Source organism: Stygiolobus azoricus (assembly GCF_009729035.1).
Taxonomy (GTDB): Archaea; Thermoproteota; Thermoprotei_A; order Sulfolobales; family Sulfolobaceae; genus Stygiolobus; species Stygiolobus azoricus.
This window is the reverse complement of record NZ_CP045483.1, coordinates 880544-904569: the sequence shown is the minus strand read 5'-3', so window position 1 is coordinate 904569 and position 24026 is coordinate 880544. Positions and strand designations below refer to the sequence as shown.

General features: G+C 39.0%; 28 protein-coding genes. 11 read left to right on the top strand and 17 right to left on the bottom strand.

The window, feature by feature from the left end; genetic code table 11:
- The first annotated feature begins 24 nt into the window (after positions 1-24).
- Positions 25-612, top strand: coding sequence for a hypothetical protein (locus tag D1868_RS05210; protein WP_156006227.1), 588 nt, complete (start codon positions 25-27; stop codon positions 610-612).
- Here D1868_RS05210 and leuS read toward each other — a convergent pair.
- Positions 602-3475 carry a leucine--tRNA ligase gene (leuS, locus tag D1868_RS05205; protein ID WP_231112472.1) on the bottom strand — a complete coding sequence of 958 codons (2874 nt, stop codon included), beginning with the start codon at positions 3473-3475 and terminating at the stop codon, positions 602-604. The genes D1868_RS05210 and leuS overlap by 11 nt on opposite strands.
- A 37-nt stretch (positions 3476-3512) precedes the next feature.
- On the opposite strand from leuS, the gene D1868_RS05200 reads away from it, so the two are divergent.
- A complete protein-coding gene (locus D1868_RS05200; RefSeq protein ID WP_156006223.1) occupies positions 3513-4046 on the top strand; it encodes a cob(I)yrinic acid a,c-diamide adenosyltransferase in 534 nt (177 codons plus the stop codon).
- On the opposite strand, the gene D1868_RS05195 is transcribed toward D1868_RS05200, so the two are convergent.
- Both D1868_RS05195 and D1868_RS05190 read right to left on the bottom strand, forming a co-directional pair.
- Entirely contained in the window at positions 4022-4987 is a 966-nt protein-coding gene (locus D1868_RS05195) for a TIGR00269 family protein (protein ID WP_156006221.1), read from the bottom strand. The genes D1868_RS05200 and D1868_RS05195 overlap by 25 nt on opposite strands.
- Positions 4984-5268, bottom strand: coding sequence for a DUF211 domain-containing protein (locus D1868_RS05190; protein ID WP_156006219.1), 285 nt, complete (start codon positions 5266-5268; stop codon positions 4984-4986). Before D1868_RS05190 ends, D1868_RS05195 begins: the two co-directional genes overlap by 4 nt.
- A gap of 120 nt (positions 5269-5388) precedes the next feature.
- Here D1868_RS05190 and speD point away from each other — a divergent pair, with 120 nt between their 5' ends.
- A complete protein-coding gene (speD, locus tag D1868_RS05185) occupies positions 5389-5757 on the top strand; it encodes an adenosylmethionine decarboxylase (protein ID WP_196770281.1) in 369 nt (122 codons plus the stop codon).
- A 14-nt stretch (positions 5758-5771) separates the two neighbouring features.
- Positions 5772-6683, top strand: coding sequence for an NAD(P)/FAD-dependent oxidoreductase (locus D1868_RS05180; protein ID WP_156006217.1), 912 nt, complete (start codon positions 5772-5774; stop codon positions 6681-6683).
- Here the strand turns inward: D1868_RS05180 and D1868_RS05175 are convergent.
- Entirely contained in the window at positions 6642-6857 is a 216-nt protein-coding gene (locus tag D1868_RS05175) for a PolB1-binding protein PBP2 family protein (RefSeq protein WP_156006215.1), read from the bottom strand. The genes D1868_RS05180 and D1868_RS05175 overlap by 42 nt on opposite strands.
- 43 nt (positions 6858-6900) lie before the next feature.
- Here D1868_RS05175 and D1868_RS05170 point away from each other — a divergent pair, with 43 nt between their 5' ends.
- Positions 6901-7743 (top strand): UbiA family prenyltransferase, encoded by an 843-nt coding sequence (locus D1868_RS05170; RefSeq protein ID WP_156006213.1) that lies wholly within the window; start codon positions 6901-6903, stop codon positions 7741-7743.
- Between the two features lie 19 nt (positions 7744-7762).
- Here D1868_RS05170 and D1868_RS05165 read toward each other — a convergent pair whose 3' ends face one another.
- Positions 7763-8713, bottom strand: coding sequence for a hypothetical protein (locus D1868_RS05165; protein ID WP_156006211.1), 951 nt, complete (start codon positions 8711-8713; stop codon positions 7763-7765).
- A gap of 34 nt (positions 8714-8747) precedes the next feature.
- Between D1868_RS05165 and D1868_RS05160 the strand changes: the two genes are divergently transcribed.
- From D1868_RS05160 to hjc, 6 genes are all read left to right on the top strand, one after another.
- Positions 8748-9554 (top strand): GTPase, encoded by an 807-nt coding sequence (locus tag D1868_RS05160; protein WP_156006209.1) that lies wholly within the window; start codon positions 8748-8750, stop codon positions 9552-9554.
- Entirely contained in the window at positions 9532-10065 is a 534-nt protein-coding gene (locus tag D1868_RS05155) for a magnesium-dependent phosphatase-1 (RefSeq protein WP_156006207.1), read from the top strand. Before D1868_RS05160 ends, D1868_RS05155 begins: the two co-directional genes overlap by 23 nt.
- A gap of 165 nt (positions 10066-10230) precedes the next feature.
- The gene (locus D1868_RS05150; RefSeq protein WP_156006205.1) at positions 10231-11949 is read left to right on the top strand and encodes an acetolactate synthase large subunit; all 1719 of its coding nucleotides are present in this window, start codon (positions 10231-10233) and stop codon (positions 11947-11949) included.
- Positions 11927-12322 carry an ACT domain-containing protein gene (locus tag D1868_RS05145; protein WP_156006203.1) on the top strand — a complete coding sequence of 132 codons (396 nt, stop codon included), beginning with the start codon at positions 11927-11929 and terminating at the stop codon, positions 12320-12322. Before D1868_RS05150 ends, D1868_RS05145 begins: the two co-directional genes overlap by 23 nt.
- Entirely contained in the window at positions 12303-13301 is a 999-nt protein-coding gene (ilvC, locus tag D1868_RS05140; RefSeq protein ID WP_156006201.1) for a ketol-acid reductoisomerase, read from the top strand. Before D1868_RS05145 ends, ilvC begins: the two co-directional genes overlap by 20 nt.
- A 19-nt stretch (positions 13302-13320) precedes the next feature.
- Positions 13321-13755 carry a Holliday junction resolvase Hjc gene (gene hjc, locus D1868_RS05135; protein WP_156006199.1) on the top strand — a complete coding sequence of 145 codons (435 nt, stop codon included), beginning with the start codon at positions 13321-13323 and terminating at the stop codon, positions 13753-13755.
- On the opposite strand, the gene D1868_RS05130 is transcribed toward hjc, so the two are convergent.
- From D1868_RS05130 to D1868_RS05075, 12 genes are read right to left on the bottom strand one after another with little or no spacing between them, the layout of a single operon-like run.
- Positions 13756-15285, bottom strand: a complete 1530-nt coding sequence (locus D1868_RS05130) for a holliday junction branch migration ATPase PINA (RefSeq protein WP_156006197.1) — start codon at positions 15283-15285, stop codon at positions 13756-13758.
- Between the two features lie 44 nt (positions 15286-15329).
- Entirely contained in the window at positions 15330-15932 is a 603-nt protein-coding gene (pdxT, locus tag D1868_RS05125) for a pyridoxal 5'-phosphate synthase glutaminase subunit PdxT (RefSeq protein WP_156006195.1), read from the bottom strand.
- 2 nt (positions 15933-15934) lie between these two features.
- Complete coding sequence (gene pdxS, locus D1868_RS05120) at positions 15935-16945, bottom strand: pyridoxal 5'-phosphate synthase lyase subunit PdxS (protein ID WP_156006193.1); 1011 nt, start codon at positions 16943-16945, stop codon at positions 15935-15937.
- A gap of 57 nt (positions 16946-17002) precedes the next feature.
- Complete coding sequence (locus tag D1868_RS05115) at positions 17003-17290, bottom strand: 30S ribosomal protein S26e (protein ID WP_156006191.1); 288 nt, start codon at positions 17288-17290, stop codon at positions 17003-17005.
- A 35-nt stretch (positions 17291-17325) separates the two neighbouring features.
- A complete protein-coding gene (gene proS, locus D1868_RS05110; protein ID WP_156006189.1) occupies positions 17326-18777 on the bottom strand; it encodes a proline--tRNA ligase in 1452 nt (483 codons plus the stop codon).
- A 54-nt stretch (positions 18778-18831) separates the two neighbouring features.
- Positions 18832-19128 (bottom strand): ATP synthase subunit c family protein, encoded by a 297-nt coding sequence (locus D1868_RS05105; protein WP_156006187.1) that lies wholly within the window; start codon positions 19126-19128, stop codon positions 18832-18834.
- A gap of 19 nt (positions 19129-19147) precedes the next feature.
- Positions 19148-19306 carry an ATPase gene (locus D1868_RS05100; RefSeq protein ID WP_156006185.1) on the bottom strand — a complete coding sequence of 53 codons (159 nt, stop codon included), beginning with the start codon at positions 19304-19306 and terminating at the stop codon, positions 19148-19150.
- Complete coding sequence (locus D1868_RS05095; protein WP_156006183.1) at positions 19299-19940, bottom strand: V-type ATP synthase subunit D; 642 nt, start codon at positions 19938-19940, stop codon at positions 19299-19301. Before D1868_RS05095 ends, D1868_RS05100 begins: the two co-directional genes overlap by 8 nt.
- Positions 19937-21334 carry a V-type ATP synthase subunit B gene (locus D1868_RS05090; protein ID WP_156006181.1) on the bottom strand — a complete coding sequence of 466 codons (1398 nt, stop codon included), beginning with the start codon at positions 21332-21334 and terminating at the stop codon, positions 19937-19939. Before D1868_RS05090 ends, D1868_RS05095 begins: the two co-directional genes overlap by 4 nt.
- Complete coding sequence (locus D1868_RS05085) at positions 21334-23115, bottom strand: ATP synthase subunit A (protein WP_156006179.1); 1782 nt, start codon at positions 23113-23115, stop codon at positions 21334-21336. The genes D1868_RS05090 and D1868_RS05085 overlap by 1 nt, the downstream gene beginning before the upstream one ends.
- 1 nt (position 23116) lies before the next feature.
- Positions 23117-23689 carry a V-type ATP synthase subunit E gene (locus D1868_RS05080; RefSeq protein ID WP_156006177.1) on the bottom strand — a complete coding sequence of 191 codons (573 nt, stop codon included), beginning with the start codon at positions 23687-23689 and terminating at the stop codon, positions 23117-23119.
- 6 nt (positions 23690-23695) lie between these two features.
- Entirely contained in the window at positions 23696-23998 is a 303-nt protein-coding gene (locus D1868_RS05075) for a V-type ATP synthase subunit F (RefSeq protein ID WP_156006175.1), read from the bottom strand.
- Between the last annotated feature and the right edge of the window lie 28 nt (positions 23999-24026).

Genomic DNA, 24026 nt, shown 5'->3' with positions numbered 1-24026 from the left:
TATCGTTTCCACTTTTCCGTTTATATGGATATACTCGAAAGGATTCTTCAGAAACCAAGGCTAATTAAGAGCTATTACTATGGGGTTAATTTGGTAATAGTAATTAACGCCGCTGAAAAGTTATACGCCGAGGGAAAAAAGCCTTGTATAATCAACTTTGACAAAATTAAGTGGGAGTTTTACCCATACGAGATCAAATTCAAGATGCTTTGCGATAACGACTCAGAAAACTTGGTCTTTGAGGCGGAAAAAGTCAGTGAAATACCGCTGAAGTTCAGACTCGTTACGTCTGCTAAGGTCTTTAACATTAATTGTGACATAGCGACCGTAGAAAGGATCGGAAATAACTTATATAAAATATTACTAGATGGAGAAGTTATCACTTTCCAGGTTAAAGAGGGCAAGCTAATCGAGAGGCCAATGACCAGAATCGATCAGGAAATCCTAAACCTTTTAAACGAAAACGGAGGAACCATGACCGTAAAAGAATTAGTAGATATTATCTCGTTTAAGCTGAGGGTCAGTAAAGATTACGTCAGAAACGAACTCGCATTCCTAAAAACTTCCGGAAAAGTTGAGATAGAAAAAAGTACAGTTAAACTTATTCGATAAATATAGCTGGTTTCAACGGTAATGCGTCTTTCTTATACTTGCTTTTGTCCATTTCTTTAATGCTCCTTATCTCGATCTCTTTACCGCCAAGTTTGTACTTAAGGTAATTAGCGCCTTCTCTTAGTATTTCTTCTTCGTTAAAGTCATGCCCAAGAACAAGTTTACGCATCTTATCATCTAAACTTCTTGCTTCCTCGAATATTTTTTGGTACAACTTAGCGTCGAATTTCTCTTGCGTCTTATTCTTCTCTATAAACTCTTTCATACTTCCTCCTCTTGATACTACCTCTAATGCACTTCTTAATAACGAAAGTTCATGAGGTGTTGCCACGAATATACGAACAACTTTTGGAGTTCCTTTATACACGTTTAATATCGACTGAATATCTTCAAGAACTTTCTTATGATATTCATGAATTAAGTCGACTAACATATCTACTGAAGTCTCGGGTATCTCAGGCCATTTCTCTACGCTAACGAAAGTCTCATGTCCCAACTTGTGCCATACTTCTTCAGCAAAGTGAGGAGCAAAGGGCGAAATCATCTTGATCCATACCTCCAGAATCTCCTTTACTAATTTTCCATTAGGTTCCTTCTCTTCAGCCCTTACCATTTCCATATACTCGTTCAGATAAGAAGAGAAGTTATAGAGCAGTTCGTTTAGGGCATTTCTCAGGTCTAAGTTCTCAAGATATTTAGTAGCGTTTATCACCATCTGGTTGAACTTATTCTTAATCCACTTCTCTGGAAAGCTTTCTTCACCTCCCTTGAATCCATCTACCTTCTCAATTAAATCGTAAAAGTTCCTTAACGCGTCTGCTACGGATTTAGCATAGCTATCACTGAAGTTCACGTCGGAGCCCATATCGGCAGTAGATGTTAGAGCAATCCTAACAACATCTGCTCCGTACATTCTTATAGCTTTTCTCAGAGGAATAATGTTTCTTAATGATTTACTCATCTTTTTACCTTCTAGAAGAACGAACCCGTTTACAGCGATAGCTTTAGGCCATAATTCTTCTGGGAATATTGCAGCGTGGTTGAAGATGAAGAAAGATAAATGATTAGGTATTAAGTCCTTACCACTGTGCCTTACGTCTAGCGGGTACCAATACGTAAATTCTTTTCTCATTTCCTCAATCACTTCTTTCGGAATTCCGGTAGAATTCGAAACAGAGAGAGGGTCACCTTGTCCTAACATTACATAGTCCCAAAAGTCCAAAGTAAGTTGTGAAGGCTTGAGTCCGTATTTCTTTATAAGGTGAGCTACTGTATAATAGGCCATATAAATAGTTGAATCACTTAAGCTCTCAATGATCCACTTCTTATCCCAAGGTAAGGGAGTTCCTAATCCTCTTGTCCTTGCACAAGCCCTTTTCTGTAACCAGTCCGCTACAAACTCAAAGTCTTTACGGGCCTCAGGAGGTATGAAATTCATTTTAGATATTAATTTCTTAGCTAGGGCTTTCCACTGAAGGTTGCCATAATCTAAGAACCACTGATCTTTTAGAATCTTTACTACGACCTCGTTACCGCACCTACAATAGACCGGTCTATTCATTATCTCATAAATTTTCCTTCCAAGTTTCTTCTCTATCAGGAACTCAGTTATCTTCTGCCTCGCGTCTGGTACACTTAAACCCACTAATCCCTTAACGCTCTCCCTGAATTCAGGTCTAGTCAACTCAACGATATTCTCTTTCATTCTGCCCTTATTGTATTCCGTTCTATACACTTGTTCCGTTAGTTTTTCTAAGTCCTCCTTGCTTTTGGGATTAGTCTTATCCACTGCTTCTTTAGCTAACGCATCACCCTGCCCTTCAACCGTAATTATGGATATTACAGGTAAGTCCTGCTTAACCTTCTTGAGGTAAAAGTAGTCAAAAGGTGCGTGAGCTGGGACACTCATTACTACTCCAGTGCCGGTCATTGGATCTACGAAGTCCGCACCCAATATCGGGATTGTTTTACCAGTGATTGGATTTGTAGCATTATGTTTGGTTAGTTCTGAACCTTTCAAAGTAGTTATCGTTTTGACATTATCGATCTGGAAGGAAATCTTAAATGCAGCCCTTTCACTCATAATAAACTTCTTACCATCTATTTCGACTATTGAGTAATTGACGTCAGGATTAATCCAGATCGCGACTGCCCCGAATACAGTCTCAGGTCTCAAAGTCGCTGCAGGAAAGATACCTAAGTCGGACTCAAAGTAGATAACCGTAAACTCTCCTATTTCGGGTTCCATGTCTCCTTTTGTATCATGCATACCTACGGGGATATGATGAACAGGACACCAACCTACCGGGTGTGTATCCCTAACTATGAAACCCTTTTGCTGAAGCTTATTAAACTGCCAGACTATGAACGCAGAGAACTCGGGGTCTATTGTAGTAAACTCCCTTCTCCAGTCTATGCTGAGACCGATTTCTCTCATCGCTTTCTTAATTTCCTCTTTGAAGTAATTGGCCATAAATAACGGGTCTACCAGTTTAGAAATTACGTCATCAGGTATCTCATATATATTCTTAAAGATGTCTATTAGCTCTTTGTCGCCTTTCGCTACGTCATCGGCCATAGCTATAATGGGTGTTCCAGTATAATGGAAGCCCATGGGAAAAAGTACGTTATAGCCCCTCATTCTCATAAATCTGGCGTATATATCACATGTTACATAAGTCCTACCGTGACCTAAATGAAAGGGAGAGTTGGGATAAGGAAATGCAACTGTCGTGTAGAATTTTTTACGGGAAGAATCCGGATTAGCCTCAAAGAGTTTTGCATCCTCCCAAGCTTTCTGCCATTTTTGAGAGATCTCATTAAGAAAATCAGAAAACCTTTTAGGTGCTGATATAAAGGTCACCAAAAGAGCTATATATTGTAGATATTTAAAGTATACTGTGTTTACTAGAGAAGGCGACGATGGTTCCACTAATGTAATTAACAAAAGAGTCGGTAAAGATTCCCCTTTGGTTAATCTATTAGGAGATTTAGACGAACTAAATTCGTACTTAGGTTATTTAGTTTCAAAACTACCTTGGGAGGACATGAAAAACGACATCAAGAAAGTTCAATACACGTTATTTGAGATAGGAGAAGACCTCTCAACTAACGGTGTAAAGAAGAGAATAACTTTGGACTACGTAAAGTGGCTCGAGGATAGGACTGTAGCTTATAGGAAGGAAACCGGACCGGTTAGGTTATTTGTAATACCGGGAGGTTCTGAAGAAGCCTCGCTCATCCACATAACTAGGAGCGTATGCAGGCGAATAGAAAGGAATACTGTAAAATATTCTAAGGAACTTCCGGAAATGAACAAAATGATAATTACGTATTTGAATAGACTTTCCTCACTACTCTTTGCAATGGCTTTAGCCGCAAACAAGAGAAAAGGCGTAGAGGAAAATGTTTACGACATAGGCAAGTTCTGGTGATAATTTAACAAACCAGCGGATATCAAGAGTTCACAGTTCTTACATATTTCCCTTCCGTAGCTGGTTGGCTCCCCACAAATCTTACACGTAGGTAACTCTTCTTTTAACTGTGTCTGATTTCTAACCTTCTCAGCTAGTTTGTCGAACTCCTCAAGAATAGTCAATAATGTACCAGGTTTTTTATCCTCTAGCATGTAAAGGAGCTCCCTCACTTTGGCTCTCAACGTCGGTCTTGTAGATATGTAAGGGCATTCTAGTTCTTGGAACTGGTAACCGCTATAATAAGCATAAAGTGTAGTCTCCCACTCATAGACCTTCCTTAACGGTTTTACCCTCAGGACGAATTTCGAACTCAATTTTATGGGTTTGTCTGCAAACCTTATCAACCTGAGCAAGTCGCCCCTAATTAAATTAATTATTATAGCCTGAACTTCGTCATCCAGATTATGACCGGTAGCTACGTAATCAGCAGAAACCGCTCTACCTGCATTATTAATTAATTTCCTCCTAAAGCCTCCGCAAAAAGTACAAGCTGATACGTTTAACCCCTTACCGATGGAATATTTCATCATTTCATCTAACGTATAACCTACACTCTGCTTGAAGCTGTCTTCTATTAATTCAATTCCGAGAGAGGAAAGGTATTTTCTTAACTGCTCAATTTGCTCTCTTCTGTTATAACCATGAATCCCCTCAATTATGTTGTAAGCAATTAACTTTTGAGGATCTATAAACGACACCAAAGTGTCCGCTAATACGTAACTGTCTTTGCCTCCAGACACTGCAAGAAGTATTTTGTTTGCCTTATCTAGACCTATCTTTAAACTCTCCTCCTTCACCCTCGCCCTCACATCTTCAATGAAGCACTTTCTACAAAGTCTCTTACCACTATGTGGTTGGTATACCTCTGCTTCTCTAGCTTTACATACATTGCATATCATTTCTCTTTCACTCTGCCTTCAACCATTTTAGTTCCGCTTACCACCTCGTCAATACTATGAATAGCACAGCCTTGGTTCTCAAGGGTTTGCTTAACTTCTTCAAAGTTTATGTTAGTCCCTTCAATCACTATCATCAATCCCATTGTCTCCACGTCCATATCGGTAACGCTGATGTTTACCCCCTCTATCCCCTCTAAGGAAGCGACCTTCTCGGCTAGGTCTACTAACGAAGTCCCCCTAATAGGCTTTAAAACATCAAGGACAAGTCTTCTTATAGCCAATTTATGATCAGCTGATCATATGTGAAATTCTCATTAAAAACTTGACCTACTTATAAGGTAAAAATAGGGTTAAAAATTTAAAAATAAGCGAACACCCCTTTAAAAATGGGGGGTTAGGGTATGATGGGGGTAATAAGCACACCTAAGGTAATAGGAAAGCAAGTTTACGGATCATTATACGAGTGTGACCCTAATATCTTAAAAGACAGGGAAGCTTTGGAGAAGATTGTCAAAGACGCTGTAACAATAGGGAATATGACACTTTTAGACATAAAGTCGTGGAAGATAGGTGATGGTGTTAGTGTTGTAGCGATTGTACTTGAAAGTCACGTTACAATACACACGTGGCCCGAATATAACTTCGCTACTGTTGACGTGTATTCATGTGGTGCACACACAGATCCTAAGAGAGCCTTCCAATATATAGTAGAGCAATTAAAGGCAAAAAAATATACTATGAATGAGGCTGATAGATCATCCGAGTTCTGATAGTAGGAGGAGGAATAGCTGGGTTACTTACCGCATATCATGTAAAGGACGTAAGCCCAGTTGTTTTTGACAGAAGGTATTCAGTAGGAAAGAAATGCACTGGAATAATTAGTAGGTCAACATTTGAGAAATTAAATGTGTCTAAAGAGTTTTTAGATAGAGAATTCAAGACAATTCTTCTTCATTATAAGAACAAGGTAATTGAAATTAGAACAAATGTAGTGAGACTTAACAGAGTTAATTTAGAAAAGTATTTGTCGGAGAACGTTAGCTTAAGGTTAAAAAGTGATGCAAAAATCGTTAACGAGTCTGCGGTAATCTGTAATGGAGAGAAGATAGAAGGACTTGTGATCAATGCCTCAGGGTGGAAAGGCGATGCCAAATGGGTGAAAGCTATCGAATATTTAACAGAGCCCATAGACTCGGAAGCAATTGAAGTCTTCTTTGATGATAGAAATAAAGCAGGCTTTTCATGGATAGTTCCCTTACCTTACGGAACGCTGATAGGAGCGATGGGTTATAAAAATCCTGAAAATTTTATCCCAGAAATTAATAAGAAAATAATAGAAAAACATGGTGGGGGTATACCTAGACCAAAACCGACCTATGTTAGAAGAGGTATTGGAGACGTATTGGGATTAATAAAAATATTCACTGGAGGTGGTATCTTCTCTATATCCGAAATTTTACCCTCAATAAAGAAGATAGTATACGAAGGGGATGAAAAAGAACATAGAGAAAAATTCAAAAAGTTATCGAAAGAGATCAGAAAGCAACAGAACATATTATCTCTGGCTGAGAAAGTTTGGAGCTTGGCTTTGAAATTCGGTTTTACAGTTTTTAACGGAAAAACCCTATATGCAAACGAGGAGTTCGACTTACACTCACTTTTTGTCAGGAGGAGTCTCACTCCTATTTCTCACTAGATTATAACAACCTTCGCCTTTCTCAATAACCCCCATTTCAATTAATTTAGCTATCGTAGCCTCGGGCTCTTTAACCCCTAGTGCCTTCAACTCTCTGACAGCTAATATTTCCCCTACTGAAATTACGTTCTTGAAGTACTTTATTGCAATATTTATGTCGTCTTGTGATGACATTAGTTCACCTTATAAGAATCCTTTCAATCTAATTTATTCGATTATGTCAATAAAACCTTATCTACAATTAGTGAGGATACATAACGTTATAGGTTCCGCATTGTCAGCACTAATGGGCTATTTAGTAGCTTCAGAATGGCATATAATCCCAGTCCGGATGATAATTTCCTCTTTAGTCGTTGCTCTCGTCGCTGCTGGTGGTTATGTAATCAACGACGTGTATGACGTGGAAATAGATCGTATAAACAAACCCTACAGACCTATACCTTCAGGAATTGTCAGCCTACAAACTGCGAAAAACTTGGCCTATGCAACATCAATATCGGGAATACTTTTGTCCCTTATTCTTGGTATCTTTCCTGCATTAGTAGCCTTGATTACGGTGATCTTATTATTCGAATATGCGGCTTCCTTGAAGAAAAGCGGGCTAATAGGTAACTTGATAGTAGCTTTAACATCAGCTTTATCAGCCTTCTACGGGGGTCTGGCATACTTTACTGGAAATTGGCTTTATTTGGTCTCGATCCCCACTCTGTACATATTCTTCTTCACTTTGTCTAGAGAATTCATAAAAGGAATTGAGGATTATGAAGGAGATAAGGCTAATAACGTGAGGACTCTAGCTGTAAGGTTAGGGATAAGCAAAGCTTGGAAAGTCTCTAAGGCAATTTTAGTAGGGTTAATAATAACGTCTCCTCTTCCCTATTGGTTAGGCTTTAATATAATATATCTCATTTCGATTTTAATCTTAGATTTCCTATTAATTTACGTTGTCCTCCTTAAAGAGACTATAGAAAACTCTTCCAAGGCTAGGAGTGTGATGAAAGTGTATGCATTAGGAACAATAATAGCTTTTATACTAGGAAGTTTGCCTGTTAGGCTCTAGTTTAACGTGCCATATTCAATCAAATAGTTAAAGATTTGTCAAATGTCTTCCTAAAACCACTTTTTATACCTACTGCCCTTATTACCAAATTACCTTTCTTGTTTAGAGGTAAACCTACTTTAATATCTAGCGTGTCTGAAATTTTTACGTCGTTAAACATTTTGTAACTAATAGAAAGCCCGTTAAAGAGAACGTTCACTATAACTTTATCTAGTTCTATCTCGCTTAAGTTAGTAATTATCACATTTAGAGAATCTTTATCTACTTTAGGATCGACGTTAAGGATTATGCTAGGGATCTTATAATTAATACTGTAAAAATTGTAAATATAAGCTAGGGATCTTGAGTTACTTTCGGACATATACCTAACGTAAATGTCTCCTTGTTTTCTCATAGTAATCTCTTCAACTTCGTTTTCGCTCGTTATTAGGTAACTATCTACAAATAATCTAGCATTCTTACCCACATTCTTAGCTATTAAGTGGCATTCTCCATAACAGTTAAACTTCATTTCCTCCCCAGGCTTCAAGACCAGAATCCCAGCCATCAGATCATATTTAGTTTCAAACTTTTCCGCTCTGTAGAACACAACGTGACCTATACTATCCAGTGAAATCTCGTGGATACCTTTATACGTGATGAGAAATTCGTTCCTACCTAGTTTAACTAAAGGGGAAATGTCATAGATTATCGACGAAATTTTTCTACTTCCGTTCTCTACTTCTATGTTAGGTCTGAACTCCTTAGTTAATGAAAAATCGTTTAACCAGAGTCTCCACTTTGGCTCTACGTTTTTGTCCCGCTCTATGTTAAAGATTATATAAACCTTCTCCGGTTTACTGTCGACATTTATAACGTATGTAAATTCTTTTAGGGATGTGCTAAGTTTCGTAGATGTAGTAAAGAAGTCATAATCAATAGTCCCATCAAAGGAGCCCTTATCGAATGTTACCATATTTCCAATTGGCATATTATTAATACCTTAACCACCAAAAATAAAGTGAATGATAAGGAAAGTTCTTGCCCTCATTAATAAGTCCGACGTAGTAGTTGAAGTGGTAGACTCACGTGAACCTGACCTTACTAGATCAAGGAAAATAGAAGATATATCTAGAAGAAAAGATAAAAAACTTCTTATAGTTATCAATAAAGGAGACCTAATTCCGTTAGACGTGTTACAGAAATGGAAAGAGTACATAGAAAGAAAGGATGAAATACCAACAGTTTACATATCCGCAACCGGTCACTTAGGTACTAAAGTCCTTAGGGATAAAATCAAGGAACTTTTAGGTGGAAAACAAGAAGGAATAGTTGTACTCGTAGGATATCCTAAAACGGGTAAATCGTCTATAATAAACGCACTAAAAGGGAGACACTCGGCAACAACCTCAAAGTTTCCAATGAGCTATGGTTATACTAAAGCCGTTCAACTCTTCCGAGTTGACTCAAGATTATACATATGGGATACACCGGGAATTATTCCACCAGACGGGAATGAATTAGAGCGAATTATAAGGGGGATTAACGTGGACAAGCTAGAAGACCCGGTAAGAGCTGCGAAGCTTCTCTTTGACAGAATACAGCAATTTGACCCTAATGTGATTAAAAACGTTTACAAACTTGATTATTCCGACTATTACGATTTCTTAAACAAACTAGCACTAAAGCGCGGGTGGATATACAAGACCACAAAAGAACCTAATATTGACGAAGCAGCAAAGGTACTAATTAGAGATTATCACGATGGCAAAATAATTTATTATACTTATCCACCAGATGTAAAGACAGATGATAAAAGTAGTAGTGTTTGACGCGGACAAGACCCTATGGGATCACCCTAATATATCCAACCTTAAACCCCCTCTAAAATTAGTTAACGAGAATAGCTTAGAGGACTCAAGTGGAAGTAAGGTAATTTTATTTCCTGGCGTAAGAGAAACTCTTCAAGAACTCAAAGACATGGGTTTTTATCTCGTATTAGCAACGTGGAACATTCCTGAAAAGACCGAAATTGTGTTGTCAACACTTAAGCTGAAGAACTATTTCGATCTGATAGTCTCAAGAGAGTATCCTTTCAAATTCATTTACATAAGCCATATAATCTCCTTGCTTAGACAGTCGAAGAAAATTGAGATCAAACCTGAGGAGATTTTGTTTGTTGATGATCGCAGAGTTCATTTCGGAAACACTTGGTTATATGTAGGTAATGTAAACTGTTTAGAGATGTGGGGGGATATTAATAATCACAAACAAATCATAGAAAAAATAAAAAGTATTTATAATTCGAAGAAGTTAAGTGAAAAGAATTACAGTAATATTTAAAAATCTAAAACTCATTCACTTCTGTTTGTGAAAAAGATGATAGGTGACTGTACCCTCCAAATCGACTAAATTTTCTCCTAAATTCTCGATCAAAAGAGAAAATAGGAGAAAGAATGTATTTGAGTATTCTATCATACAACCTACTTCTATTAGGGGTGTGTGATTATGCCAAGTGGTGCTAGAATTCTAGTCGATTCTCTAAAAAGAGAAGGTGTAAAGGTAATCTTCGGTATACCAGGATTATCAAACATGCAAATATATGACGCCTTTCTCGAAGACATACAAAATGGAGAACTTAGACACGTTCTAATGAGACACGAACAAGCTGCCGCTCACGCTGCCGACGGTTACGCAAGAGCCTCCGGAGTACCCGGAGTATGCACGGCAACCTCAGGTCCCGGAACTACAAACCTTGTAACTGGCTTAATAACTGCCTATTGGGACTCATCACCAGTAATAGCGATAACCGGACAAGTACCCAGATCCTCAATTGGAAAAATGGCATTCCAAGAAGCTGATGTAATGGGTATATTTGAACACATTACAAAATACGTGGTGGAAGTAAAGAAAATCGAAGAAATTCCTATATGGGTTAAAAATGCGTTTTATATAGCCACGACAGGAAGACCTGGCCCTGTTGTAGTTGATATTCCAAGAGATATATTCTATGAGAAAATGGACGAGGTTAAGTGGCCAGAGAAGCCTATTGTAAGGGGTTACAAAGAGTTCCCGACAATAATAGACAGACAGAAGCTAAAGAAAGCTGCCGAGATCCTGATAAACGCTGAAAGACCCATAATACTTGCTGGAACTGGAGTAGTTTGGTCTAACGCCATACAAGAAGTTTTGGAACTCGCAGAACTACTTCATATGCCAATAATCTCAACATTCCCCGGTAAATCAGCGATACCTCACGATCACCCATTATACTTTGGACCTATGGGGTATTACGGAAGAGCTGAAGCGTCAATGGCAGCGCTGGAATCGGATGCGATGTTAGTAGTGGGAGCCAGATTTAGTGATAGGACAATAACGTCATACGATGAAATGATCGAAACTAGGAAGAAGTTCATTATGATAAACATTGACCCTTCAGATGGAGAGAGGGCTATAAAGGTAGACGTAAACCTAGTGGGAGATGCTAAGATCTTACTGAAGGAACTGACAAAAGCTGTAATTGAGTTAGGAATGAAGAATGATCATAGTGCGTGGCTAAAGAGATTGAAAGAGTACAAAGAATACTATGCCCAGTTTTACTTTCACGATGAGCCGAATAAATTAAAACCCTGGAAAGTTCTAAAGACCATAAGGAATGCAATACCTAGGGATGCAATTGTTACGACCGGTGTGGGGCAACATCAAATGTGGGCTGAAGTGTTTTGGGAAGTACTAGAGCCAAGAACGTTTTTGTCTTCAACAGGAATGGGAACGATGGGATTCGGACTACCTGCTGCAATGGGCGCAAAACTGGCAAAACCTGATAAAGTGGTAGTAGACCTTGACGGAGACGGCTCATTCTTAATGACTGGAACCAATTTAGCAACGGCTGTTGACGAGCATATCCCAGTAATATCTATAGTATTTGATAACAGAACATTAGGGCTGGTGAGACAAGTACAAGACTTGTTCTTTAACCGCCGAGTAGTAGGAGTAGACTATGGACCATCACCAGACTTCGTCAAGTTAGCAGAGGCTTTCGGAGCACTGGGTTATAATGCTACAAGTTATGAAGAAATAGAGAAATCGATAAAAGCTGCCATTAGAGAAGATATGCCAGCAGTAATAAGAGTGCCCATAGACAAAGAAGAATTAGCCTTACCCACTTTACCTCCAGGTGGAAGACTAAAGCAGGTGATCCTACGTGACCCAAGAAAAGGTAGTTAGAGTAATTGGTTACTATAGGGATCCAGGTTATATAGAGAGAGTAGCTGGTGCGTTCAGAAAACTGCTAATGGATATTAACTGGATCCAAGGTAGGAAAGTTTCAGACGACGGACTATACGAGATTTATCTAGGAGTACCCTATACTAACAATTTTGATATAGCAATACAAAACTTAAGCAAAACAGTAGACGTAGAGAAAGTAGAGGTATTAGAAGATGCTGTAGTTACGACATATGTCATAAAACGAGATGGGTCTGTAGTTAGAGGAGAACCTTTTGAAGCGAAAGAATATGACATAGTAGTTTTTAAACCCTCATTCTCAAAAGTAACTACACTAAGTTGGGGGATTGTAAGTGGTAAAAATATATACTGATAAAGACGCAAGCTTAGAACCTATAAAAGACAAAACAATAGCAGTATTAGGTTACGGAAGCCAAGGTCATGCTTGGGCACTAAATCTTAGAGACTCTGGGCTAAAAGTCTTAGTAGGACTAGAAAGAGAAGGAAAATCATGGGAACAAGCTAAAAAAGACGGATTTAACCCAATGCATACTGAAGATGCTGTAAAGAACGCTGACATAATAATATTCCTCTTGCCAGATATGGTTCAAAGGACTGTATACCTTGAAAGAGTAAAGCCACATCTAAGAAGCGGGAATGACTTAGTTTTCGCTCACGGATTTAACATACACTATAGGTTGATCGAACCACCTAAGGATGTGGATGTATATATGATAGCACCTAAAGGACCAGGACCAATAGTAAGAGAATACTTCGTGAAAGGAGGAGGAGTCCCTGCATTAGTTGCAGTTCACCAGAACTATTCTGGTAAAGCGTTAGAGAAAGCATTAGCTATAGCTAAAGCTTTAGGAGCTACTAGAGCTGGTGTTATAGAGACTACCTTTAAAGAAGAGACTGAAACAGACCTCTTCGGTGAACAAGTAGACTTAGTAGGCGGAATAACACAACTAATGAGGTCAGCTTTCCAGGTCCTAGTAGAGGCGGGATACCAGCCTGAAATTGCATATTACGAGACTATAAACGAAATGAAGATGATTGTTGACTTAATCTATGAAAAAGGGTTCAGTGGGATGTTCAAAGCAGTGTCTGACACAGCAAAATACGGAGGTCTGACTGCTGGCAAATATGTCATAGACGAAAGTGTAAAGAAGAGGATGAAAGAGGTTTTAGATAGGATAAGATCTGGTGAGTTTGCTAATCAGTGGATAGAAGAATACGGAAAGGGGGCTCCGACCCTTGTTAAAGGGGTTCAAGAACTAGAAAATAGCTTAGAAGAGAAAGTTGGAAGAGAAGTAAGGGAAATATCTCTGAGAGGAAAACCTAAATCCTAAATTTTTATTATATTCTTTTGTGACTTCAAATAAAAGTAGGGGCACTTCTTTAGAGAGGTATATTGTTTCCAAACTTAGAGATAGGGGCTTTGCCGTTATTAGAGCACCTGCAAGCGGAGCTAAGAGAAAAGACCACGTACCTGATATAGTAGCCATGAAATCCGGTGTCATAATTCTCATTGAAATGAAGAGTAGAAAAAACGGAAGTAGAATTTACATTGAACGGGAACAAGCTGAAGGAATAAAGGAATTTGCAAGGAGGAGCGGAGGCGAATTGTTCATCGGAGCTAAAATCGATAAAGAACTACGTTTTGTTAAATTCGACAGCCTTAGAAAGACAGAGATTGGTAATTACGTTGTTGATATGGAGACACTAAGTATAGGTCTTACTTTTGACGACTTGGTGAGATATGTAGACGCCAAATTGAGCAAAACCTTGGATTTCTTTATGTAATCATTCTGGGAATCTAATCCTAGTCTTTATACCATATTTCTTTTCATATTTCTTTAACTTAGTAACTACACGTTTATTAAACAGTCCTATTCCTTCCTTCGGTATTGTTATAACGTACTCCCCATTTTCATAGGTGACCGAGGCAGAGGGAATTATGTTGCTAATTAAGTTCTCTAATCTTCTTTGTATAGAATTTCCGGCTTTTGCTGTTATACTAGCCACGGGTACTATCATGGTCTGTTCACCGAACACGTAAATTTCGTACTCAACTCTATCCGTAAGTAAATCTTTTACCTCTACAACGGGTCTGGCTAGGTCAGCCTCCTTTAATCCAGTCGGGACTTTCACAGTCATGTCCAGACTATATACCTTGGCTACATTCCCCGAGTGGATGAAAACTATCGTATCCAGAATATTAGGAATTGTACCTATATCGACTCTATTAATAAACCTGTGAATTGCGTCGATTGGAGAAGTGGCGTGGACAACTCCTATCATCCCTATTCCTGCTAGTCTTAAATCGATGTAGAGTTTAAAGTCCTCATCATTTCTCATCTCATCATAAACAGTATAATCGGGTCTACTAAGCAATAATATGTCGTGTAGCTCACCTACTTCAGCATAGTTCTTTGAATACTGTGTTATCTCGGGAGGTAAGTGCATATCACGCGGAGATTCTATTGTTTTAACTACTTTATTCATCCTCATGTAAAATTCCGCAAGTGCTTGGGCGAAAGTAGTCTTACCCATTCCTGGTGAGCCGGCTATAAGTATTCCTTCAGCTCTATCTCTCAACCTCAATAATAACTTCTCATTAAGGTTGTAATCTTCTAACCTCTTTCTAGCCACAGGTCTGGTAATTGTAACCTCCCACCCATCACTTAGAGGAGGTCTGATTATCACTATCCTATAATTACCTAACTGGATTATTGTCGAACCTTTTCTCTCAATTTCAATAAAAGAGTCTTTAACGTAATCAACAGCGGAAAGAATTTCATTGACGATCTTTTTGATCTCGTGACCAGTAAGAATATTAGGCGACAGTTCAACGAACTGCCAGTTTCCTGGTTTACCCTTTTTGGCTTTTGGGGTTGTCCCCTCTTTTAAATGTACACTCATAGTGTTTTCGTCAAACAACTTATCGATTGTAAGCGAAGTAACATCTGGTGTAAGTAAAATTACATCAATTCCTAGGCTTTCAGCCAACCTCTGCTGTATCGCATCAGCTGTAACGATCGTACAACTCCTTCTTAAGCAATACTCACGTAAACCCTCATTCACAGAAGAGTATCTTCCTTCATCACCTACTATCTCGAAACTTACTAACAACTCTTCACTAAGTTCTTTTAACCTTGAAACTTCTTCTAATGCTATTTCAGCTGAAACTAAACCTTCCCTTGCATCTCTTTCTAACTCGTTAAGTAATATTTTGTGAATTAGGATGTTACCATAAAGCCTCTGTTCCGCTACGTATTTCGATATACCATGAATTAGTGCGGACTTATCAGGTAATAGATCTTTCGGAGGCAACTAATAATACCCTACTTCAAATTAGTGAGTGGAAAAATAATAAATTATCTCTTGACGTGATCGAGAAAGTACTCATGAACGATTGTAGTATTCGATAGTTCAGGATGGAAAGTAGTGGCAATCATATTTCTCTCCTCAGCCATTACCGTAACACCTTGTAGTGTTATTAAAGACTTAGCCTCTCCCCACGTCTTCACGATTGCTGGAGCCCTAATGAATACTACCCTACCTTTTCCGCCACCTATAACTGAGAAATCTAAAGTCGCCTCAAAGCTCTCCCTCTGTCTTCCGTAATAATTCCTTATAACTTGAATATTCATTTCCCCTATCAGAGGCTGTGACTTTTTGGAGACCTTTGCGTCTGTGACGTCTTTAGCTAACATTATAGCACCGGCACAAGTCCCTAACACCGGTGTACCTTCAGTGATCTTACTTTTTAAATCGTCTAAGACACCAAGCTTCTGAGCTATAATTCCAATAGTTGTACTCTCTCCACCTGGTATAATTAATCCGTCAACTTGTTTCAGATCCCCTGTTTTTTTAACCGGAAGTATATCTCCACTAACGTTCAGTTTTATCATTGCTCTCTTTAACTGTAATGCATGCTCTTCAAAACTACCTTGATAAGCAAGAATTCCTATTTTCATACTTAACTCCCTCTTATTTGCAGCAACTCCTCTGGCTTAAGTGACTTTATATCAATACCCATCATACTCTTGCTTTCGCTTATCATTTTTTGTGCCTCTAACACAATTTCAGGGTCCTCCCAGTTGGCAGTGGCCAAAACTACTGCTTTAGCCCTCATATCTGGGTCTGAACTCTTAAATATTCCAGAGCCTACGAAAACACCGTCGGCACCTAACCACATCATTAGGGCAGCATCAGCAGGTGTAGCTATTCCTCCAGCAGCAAAGTTGACAACCGGTAACCTCTTGAGCTTAACAGTTAGTTCTACTAATTGATAAGGAACTTGTAACTCCCTAGATTTCTTTAATCTGTCCTCTTCATTCATCGACACCAATTGGGCTATCTCATTGTTTATTATTTTCATGTGCTTTACAGCTTCACTTACGTTTCCAGTTCCGGCTTCACCTTTAGTTCTGATCATTGATGCTCCCTCACTAATTCTCCTCAAGGCTTCTCCTAAACTTCTCGCACCGTTAACGAAGGGTACTTTGAATTCCCATTTGTTTATGTGATGTTCCTCGTCAGCAGGTGTAAGGACTTCGCTCTCGTCTATCATATCTACTCCTAGTGCTTCTAGCACCTTAGCTTCATAATAATGCCCTATCCTTACCTTTGCCATAACGGGTATCGTAATAGAGTTCATTACTTCCTCAATAATTTTTGGATCAGCCATTCTCGCTACACCGCCACTTTTCCTCACGTCGTAGGGTAGCTTGTCTAAGACCATCACAGCAGTAGCTCCAGCATCTTCAGCTATTTGAGCTTGTGTGACGTTAGTTACATCCATTACTACTCCACCTTTCTGAAATATAGGAAAAGCGTGCCTTACCATTGATGTGCCCTGAACTACATCACCTTTCTCAAGAATTGGGGATATTGTCAACAGATTTTCATCTTTAAGGATATCCCTGAGTTCAGCTAATTTATAGAAAAAACTCTCAATCTCATAAAAACTTAACTCATAAAGTCTCATAAAAAGAGATGAGCAAAGTAAATTTAAAAAACTTTGTCAAAAGAGGACCTGGGGAGCTCAATAAAGTTTTGCCTTTTGTTTCCTTTCTTCTTCAGGTCTAATCTTTATAATACCTAAGTAAACCGCACAATTAACACAATAACACTTCGTTACCGGATATCTCATTATAATAGCTCCTTTCTTCTCTAGTTCAGCTGCTAAAGCAGGGTCTACTGGACTGTACGGTTTAGTTACACATATTGCCTTATCCTCTGGTACTCTAGCACCACATTGGTCGCAAGAAATATAACCTACATGCCCCTTATCGCCTTTCCTTCTACCTCTATTCTCTCTTTTCTTAGGCAAAAATTAACACCCTTAATTTAACCATGTCACTCCTTTTAATAAGTTTTTGCTAGCCTGAGGGTATCCTTAGCTGGTTTTTTACAAACCACACACGACTTATTTGAAACATCTCTTGCTGAATCGTAAGGAGAACCTAACACCCTACTGTTAGTAAGCTCTTGAAGTTTCAAACCACAATCGTTCTCCCCACACCATGGTACTTCTACTATACCAGACCTATTTTCTAACGTCTTTTTAGCTTCATCTAGATCGTCTGTATATATTATTTTACTCTTCATCATTTCCCAAGCATTTTTCTTCAAATCTTCCGAGATCTTCATTAGGAGCTCGGAAACTTTTTGCACTAATTCACTTCTCCCTATCGAAATGCCTTGTAATGTATCTCTCCTTTTAATATATACCATGTTATTGTTTACCTCTCTTTGCCCTATCTCTATCCTTAAGGGGACACCCTTTAATTCCCAGATATAAAACTTCTCGCCGGGTGTCTTCTCAGGGTTTTTATCAATGACTGCGTTTATTGAGTTCTTATTTAATTCCTCCGCAATGCCGTCACAATAATCTGTGATTTTCTTATTAGTTTCATCATCTTTAGCGGGTATAGGAATTATTACTACTTTTATAGGTGCTATTTTAGGATTCAAGACCGGGCCGTGATCGTCTCCGTTAAGGGCGATTAACGCAGCGATCACCCTGTCTGAAATCCCATAACTTGTTTGATGAGGATAGTCTAATGAACCATCTTTCTTTTGTATCTTGAAGTCGAACACTTTTGTAAAGTGTTGTCCTAGATGATGTACCGTACCTATTTGCATAACCCTCGAGTCTGGCATTATCGTATCGAACGCAATAGTGTAAACAGCACCTGCAAACTTATCCCAATCTGGCCTCTTCGATATGACATAAGGAATTCCTAGTTCATCGAAAAACTTTTTGTAGATTTCTACTGCCTCTTTGACTTGTCTTTCGGCGTCTTCATAAGTCTCGTGTAGAGTATGCGCTTCTTTGAAAGTAGTTAACTCCCTGAGCCTTATCATGGGTCTCGTAGCTTTGGTCTCATATCGGAAAACGCTCACTATTTGGTAATATTTCTTAGGTAGTTGCTTGTAACTACTTATCCACAGAGACTCCATGAAGGTAATTGAAGTTTCACTAGTAGGTCTCAACGCTAATTTAACGTCTAGGTCATCCTTACCTCCCTTTGTTACCCAGTATACCTCACTCTCAAAACCCCTTATGTGCTCCGACTCCCTACGCAACAGATCTTCTGGGATAAGCATTGGGAATAGTACTTCCTCATGTCCCGTGGAATCAAGTAAGTTCCTAATTAAGTCAGTTACAGCCCTTCTTATTTTGAAACCGTAGGGTAACCAAACTCCTACTCCTTTGACTGGATATCTCCCATAATCGTAGAATTCACCTTCTTTTAGTACCCAGTCGAACCATTCAGAAAAGTCCGTCTGCCACTTTTCTCTTGTTATTTTCATAGTAAGAGGAAAGAAAACGAGGAACTAAAAAAGCATTTTTGTCTTTTAACACGTTCACACTCTTGCGAACAACATTAATATTGCGAACAATATACCATATACTGCGATTCCTTCTCCGATAGCCACGAAGATCAGAACCGTACCGAACATGTCTCTCCTTTCCGTTAATACACCAATACCTGCAGCAGCTGCCATTCCAACAGCAACTCCAGCACCCACTGCAGCTAAACCTATTGCGAGACCTGCACCGATGTTAATTCCGGCAGCCTCTGTACCTGAGCTAGTTTGAGCTGAAGCTAGAGTAGTTACAAGTATTGGTATCAGTAGAGTTGCGAGCAGGATTTTCCTCATAGTAGAACACTCCGTTAAACTATTTTTCTACTTCCTTTAAAATATTTCTTTTGATGTTTTCAAACTCATCCATTCTTTGTTTAACTATCTTTTCAAACTCAGCATTTAATTGTGACATTATTTCTTTTCTCTTCTCATCGAGTTTAATCTTTAACATATTTACGTATTGTTCAGCCACTTTCCATCCTCCTCCTCTGAAGAACTCTCCTAATCATTTTTAGTCTACTAAACTCCTCTCTAGTTCTATCATCTAATACGCTCTTAATGTACTTAGCTGAAGAATTATAATAAGGAAGTATAGAAGTATCTATAGCATTTATAAGCCTTTGTGTCTTTCTCAGCTCAAGAGTAAGTGACCTTATAGCTGATTCCATTTCAACAAGAAGCAGTATTTTTTTGAAAGCCTCTGCAATCTCTTCCCTTGATTTTAGTATATAAGGTGATATTTCTACGTCACCGAAGGGCTGTTTTTGAATTGATTCCTCATTTAGCTCAACTATCGGAATTCTAACACCGAAGAGGAGCTTTGTATTACTCTTAACCTCAAGGCTGGAGGGTACAGAACTCGCAAACTGTTCTATAGTAGCTATACCCTCAGCCGAAACACCTTTCAAATACGTAGAGTATACATCCGATAAAACTTTGCTGACCTCACCGTAGGTCTTTTCGTACTCATCAGCATATTGACGTAAGTACAGCAACAAAACCTCTCTCTTATTTTCCAAAAGTCTCTTAATCGTTCTAGTTAATCTGATTTGTCGCCTAAGGTTTATCAGGTTAATCTTTGTAGGTAAAATCTTCCTTGAGCTCATTTCTTACCCCTATAGTTGGGATGATACTTCTTTACGTATTCTTGCTTGATTAGACTTAACTCAGACTCTGGTAACACAGAGAGGACTTCCCATCCAATGTCTAATGTTTGTTCTATGGTTCTATTCTCATTGAACCCTTGACTTATGAACTTTCTCTCGAACTGTTCTCCGAACAGTAAATACCTCCTATCAACCTCCGAAAGGCTATCCTCACCAATAATTGCAGCTAACCCTCTCACTTCCTGAGCCCTTGCATATGCCGCGAACAGTTGATTAGATAAGTCCTTATGGTCATCTCTTGTTTTTCCTTCTCCTATACCGTCTCTCATAAGCCTTGAAAGGCTCATGAGGACGTTAATCGGTGGATATATTCCTTTATTATATAGTGATCTATCAAGGGTTATCTGACCTTCGGTTATGTAACCTGTTAAGTCCGGAATTGGATGTGTAATGTCATCGTTAGGCATCGTTAAAATTGGCATCTGAGTAATTGAACCCTTTTTACCAACTACTTTACCTGCTCTCTCATATATTGTCGCTAGATCAGTGTACATGTACCCTGGGTACCCTCCTCTACCAGGGACCTCTTCTCTAGAAGCACTTAGTTCTCTAAGTGCTTCACAATAGTTTGTCATGTCAATGAGTATTGCTAATACATGCATATCTTTTTCGAAAGCTAAATATTCAGCTAGAGTCAAAGCTGCTCTTGGTGTTAGAATCTTTAACGATGGTGGTTCATTAGCTAGACTTAAGAACATCGCAACCCTGTTTATAGCACCAGTCTCTTCGAAGAACTTCCTGAAGAATAATGCTTCGTCATATCTTATTCCTATTGCACCAAAGACTACCGCGAAGTTACTCTCTTCACCTCTAACAGTAGCTTGTTTAGCGATTTGAGCAGCAATCATGTTACCAGGCATACCGCTCCCGCTAAATATAGGGAGCTTTTGCCCTCTCAGTAATGACAACATGCCGTCAATTGCAGATATTCCAGTTTGGATAAACTCTTCTGGATATTCTCTAACTGCTGGATTTAAGGGATCTCCGTTAATGTCCCTCTTCTCGCCTGATATGACTGGTGGACCGTTATCCAAAGGTTCACCTAACGGGTTGAATATACGCCCTAGCATCTCTTCGGAAACCTTTATCTCCAACCCTCTTCCTAAGAACCTTACCTTTGTACCTGTGGGTGAGATACCAGTGGTCCCTTCGAAAACCTGGACAAATGTAACTCCTAATTGCGAATCTACTACTAGCCCCCTTCTCTTGATACCGTCAGCCAATTCAATTTCTACTAACTCGTTATAAGAAGCGTCATTTACCCCTTGTACAGCCACTAAAGGACCTTTAATCATCGAGATGTTCGAATATTCCCTAAGGTTCATGCTTTCCATTATCCTGACACCTCCTTTAGTAATGAGTCATAAGCTGCCTTTAATTTATTCTCTATCTCATCTATTTTCGCTAGTTCATTATTCTTTACTGAGTATTTAATCCTTATAATTTCTGGCTCCAATGGTCCAACTTTTTCTAATATCTTCTTCAAAGGTATTCCTTTAGTGATTAAATCGTTAGCTTGAGTATAGAACGTATATAACACATGCATCATTTTAGCCTGCTTTTGTGGTGTAGCGAAAGCGTCTATTTCATCAAACGCGTTCTGTTGCAAGAATCCTAATCTCACTAATTTAGCAGCCTCTAAAACTAGCTTGTCCTTATCTGACAGTGACTCAGGACCTACTAACCTCACTATTTGTTTGAGTTCATCCTCCCTTAGAAGGATTTTCACTAAAGTGTTCCTCATTTCATACCAATTCGGATCAACGTTTTTATGCCACCACGAAGCTACTAAATCTACGTAAGCAGAGAACCCTTGGATCCAATTTATTGCTGGGAAGTGCCTAGCTTGAGCTAACGAGACATCTAAAGGCCAGAACACTCTTACAAATCTTAACGTATTACTAGTAACTGGCTCGGTAAAGTCACCACCTGGAGGAGATACTGCCGAAGCTATTGTCACTGAGCCAGTCCTCTCTGGGTTCCCTATAGTTCTTACCCTTCCAGCCCTCTCATAATACTCTGCTAACCTTGAAGGTAAGTAACTTGGGAACCCTTCTTCTGCGGGCATCTCCTCCATTCTACCTCCTAAGTCTCTTAATGCTTCCGCCCACCTAGTGGTCGAGTCAGCTACTAATAATATGTCATAACCTTGATCCCTGAAATACTCAGCCATAGTAACTCCTACGTATATGCTTGTTTCTCTCGCCGCTACCGGCATGTTGCTAGTGTTTGCAACTAATATTGTTCTCTGAAGTAATGGTTTTCCAGTCCATGGGTCTTTTAGCTTAGGGAACTGTCTCAGCTCGTCTGTCATTTCGTTACCCCTTTCTCCACATCCCACATAGATCACAATCTTAGCTTCCGACCATTTGGCTAAACTTTGTAATGTTACCGTCTTCCCGCTTCCAAATGGACCCGGTATAGCTGCAGTTCCTCCTTTTGCCATAGGGAATATAGTATCAATTACTCTGGTACCTGTCAATAGAGGTTCTGTAGGCTCTAACTTTTCTTTGAAAGGTCTCGGAACTCTTACTGGCCATTTATGATACATTTTGAGCTCTTTCGTATCGCCGTTAACATCTAAAGTAGCTATAACATCCTCTATTGTGTAATCACCTTCAGCCACAACTTCCTTTACAACACCATGAACATTAGGGGGGACTAATATCTTATGTTGAACAAGCTCTGTCTCTTGGACTACACCGATTATATCTCCGCCTGATACCTTGTCCCCTTTCTTTACGGTAGGCGTAAAGTGCCATTTCTTGTTCTTGTCTAGTGCAGGTACCTTTATTCCCCTTTTAACGTAGGGTGATTTAGTGACATTTGCAATGTAGTCCAGTGGTCTCTGTAGACCATCAAATATCCTTCCTAGTAGTCCGGGACCTAATTCTACTGATAAGGGAGCGCCAGTTCTGTATACTTTGTCTCCGGGCTTAATGCCGTCAGTAGTCTCGTAAACCTGGATGAATGCCTTATCGCCCTCAATTCTGGTAATCTCTCCTATTAGTCTGGGTTCTCCTACTTCTACTACTTCATACATTTGTGCTGATCTCATTCCGTCCGCTACTACTAGAGGTCCGTTAACACGAATAACACGACCTTCTCCTGCCATCTTACTCACCGAAGAGAACTTTAGCTATTTCGTCTCTTAAATCATCGAACATCTGATTTAAAATTGTTTCAAGCGTAAAGTCTTTCACCAAACTTTGATCGGGATAGAAAATTTTAATCCCAGCCCTTATGTTCTTATCCTCCTCGACCTTAGCGTTTATCTTCTTAGATGATAGAATAGTTTTAACAGTTCCTAGATCACGTGAAGAACAATAAATCACAGAGCCGTTTTTAGCCTCTCTTGCTATTATACTTTCAAGCCCTTGCTTGTATCTAGTATCAGACACTAAGTCCGGTATTTTCTCCATTACCTTATTGTACACTTGGTAAATCCAATAATCTTTCTCCTTACTGATAAGCCTTTTATTTTCTACTTCTAGTTTCGCTTGCTCGCCTTTTACCCTATCTTCATTCTTCCTGATATAATCCGTGATCTTTTGTGTATACTCCGAAAGAATAGCGTTGTATCTCTCATCTACAATCGTATTAGCTTCAGCCATAGCTTTTTTTAGTTCTTCTTGGTTCTTCTTTTTCACGTCCTCTAATGATGAATTTAATAATTCCTCAAATTTCATTTACTCTCACCCAAATCCTAAAGCTTTAAGTATTAAGCCTTTCACATCGAGGGGCTGACCTTGACTAAAGGGTGTTGGAATAATAGTAATTAGTGGTTTTTTCTGATCTATTACCAATGATTCAATTTTTTCCTTTACTGGATTATATAGGTCATTTGCGACCAATATTAAGTCTATGTCTTCTCTCTTTTTTAACTTAACCAATGTGTCCTCAAGATTGAGTGGATCATCAAGCACTAAGCCCTCAGTACCTATCATCCTGAAAAGGTTAACAGTATACCTGTCCCCTAATACTACTACTTTACCCATCCTGAATTATCATTTTAAAAGGAGATTA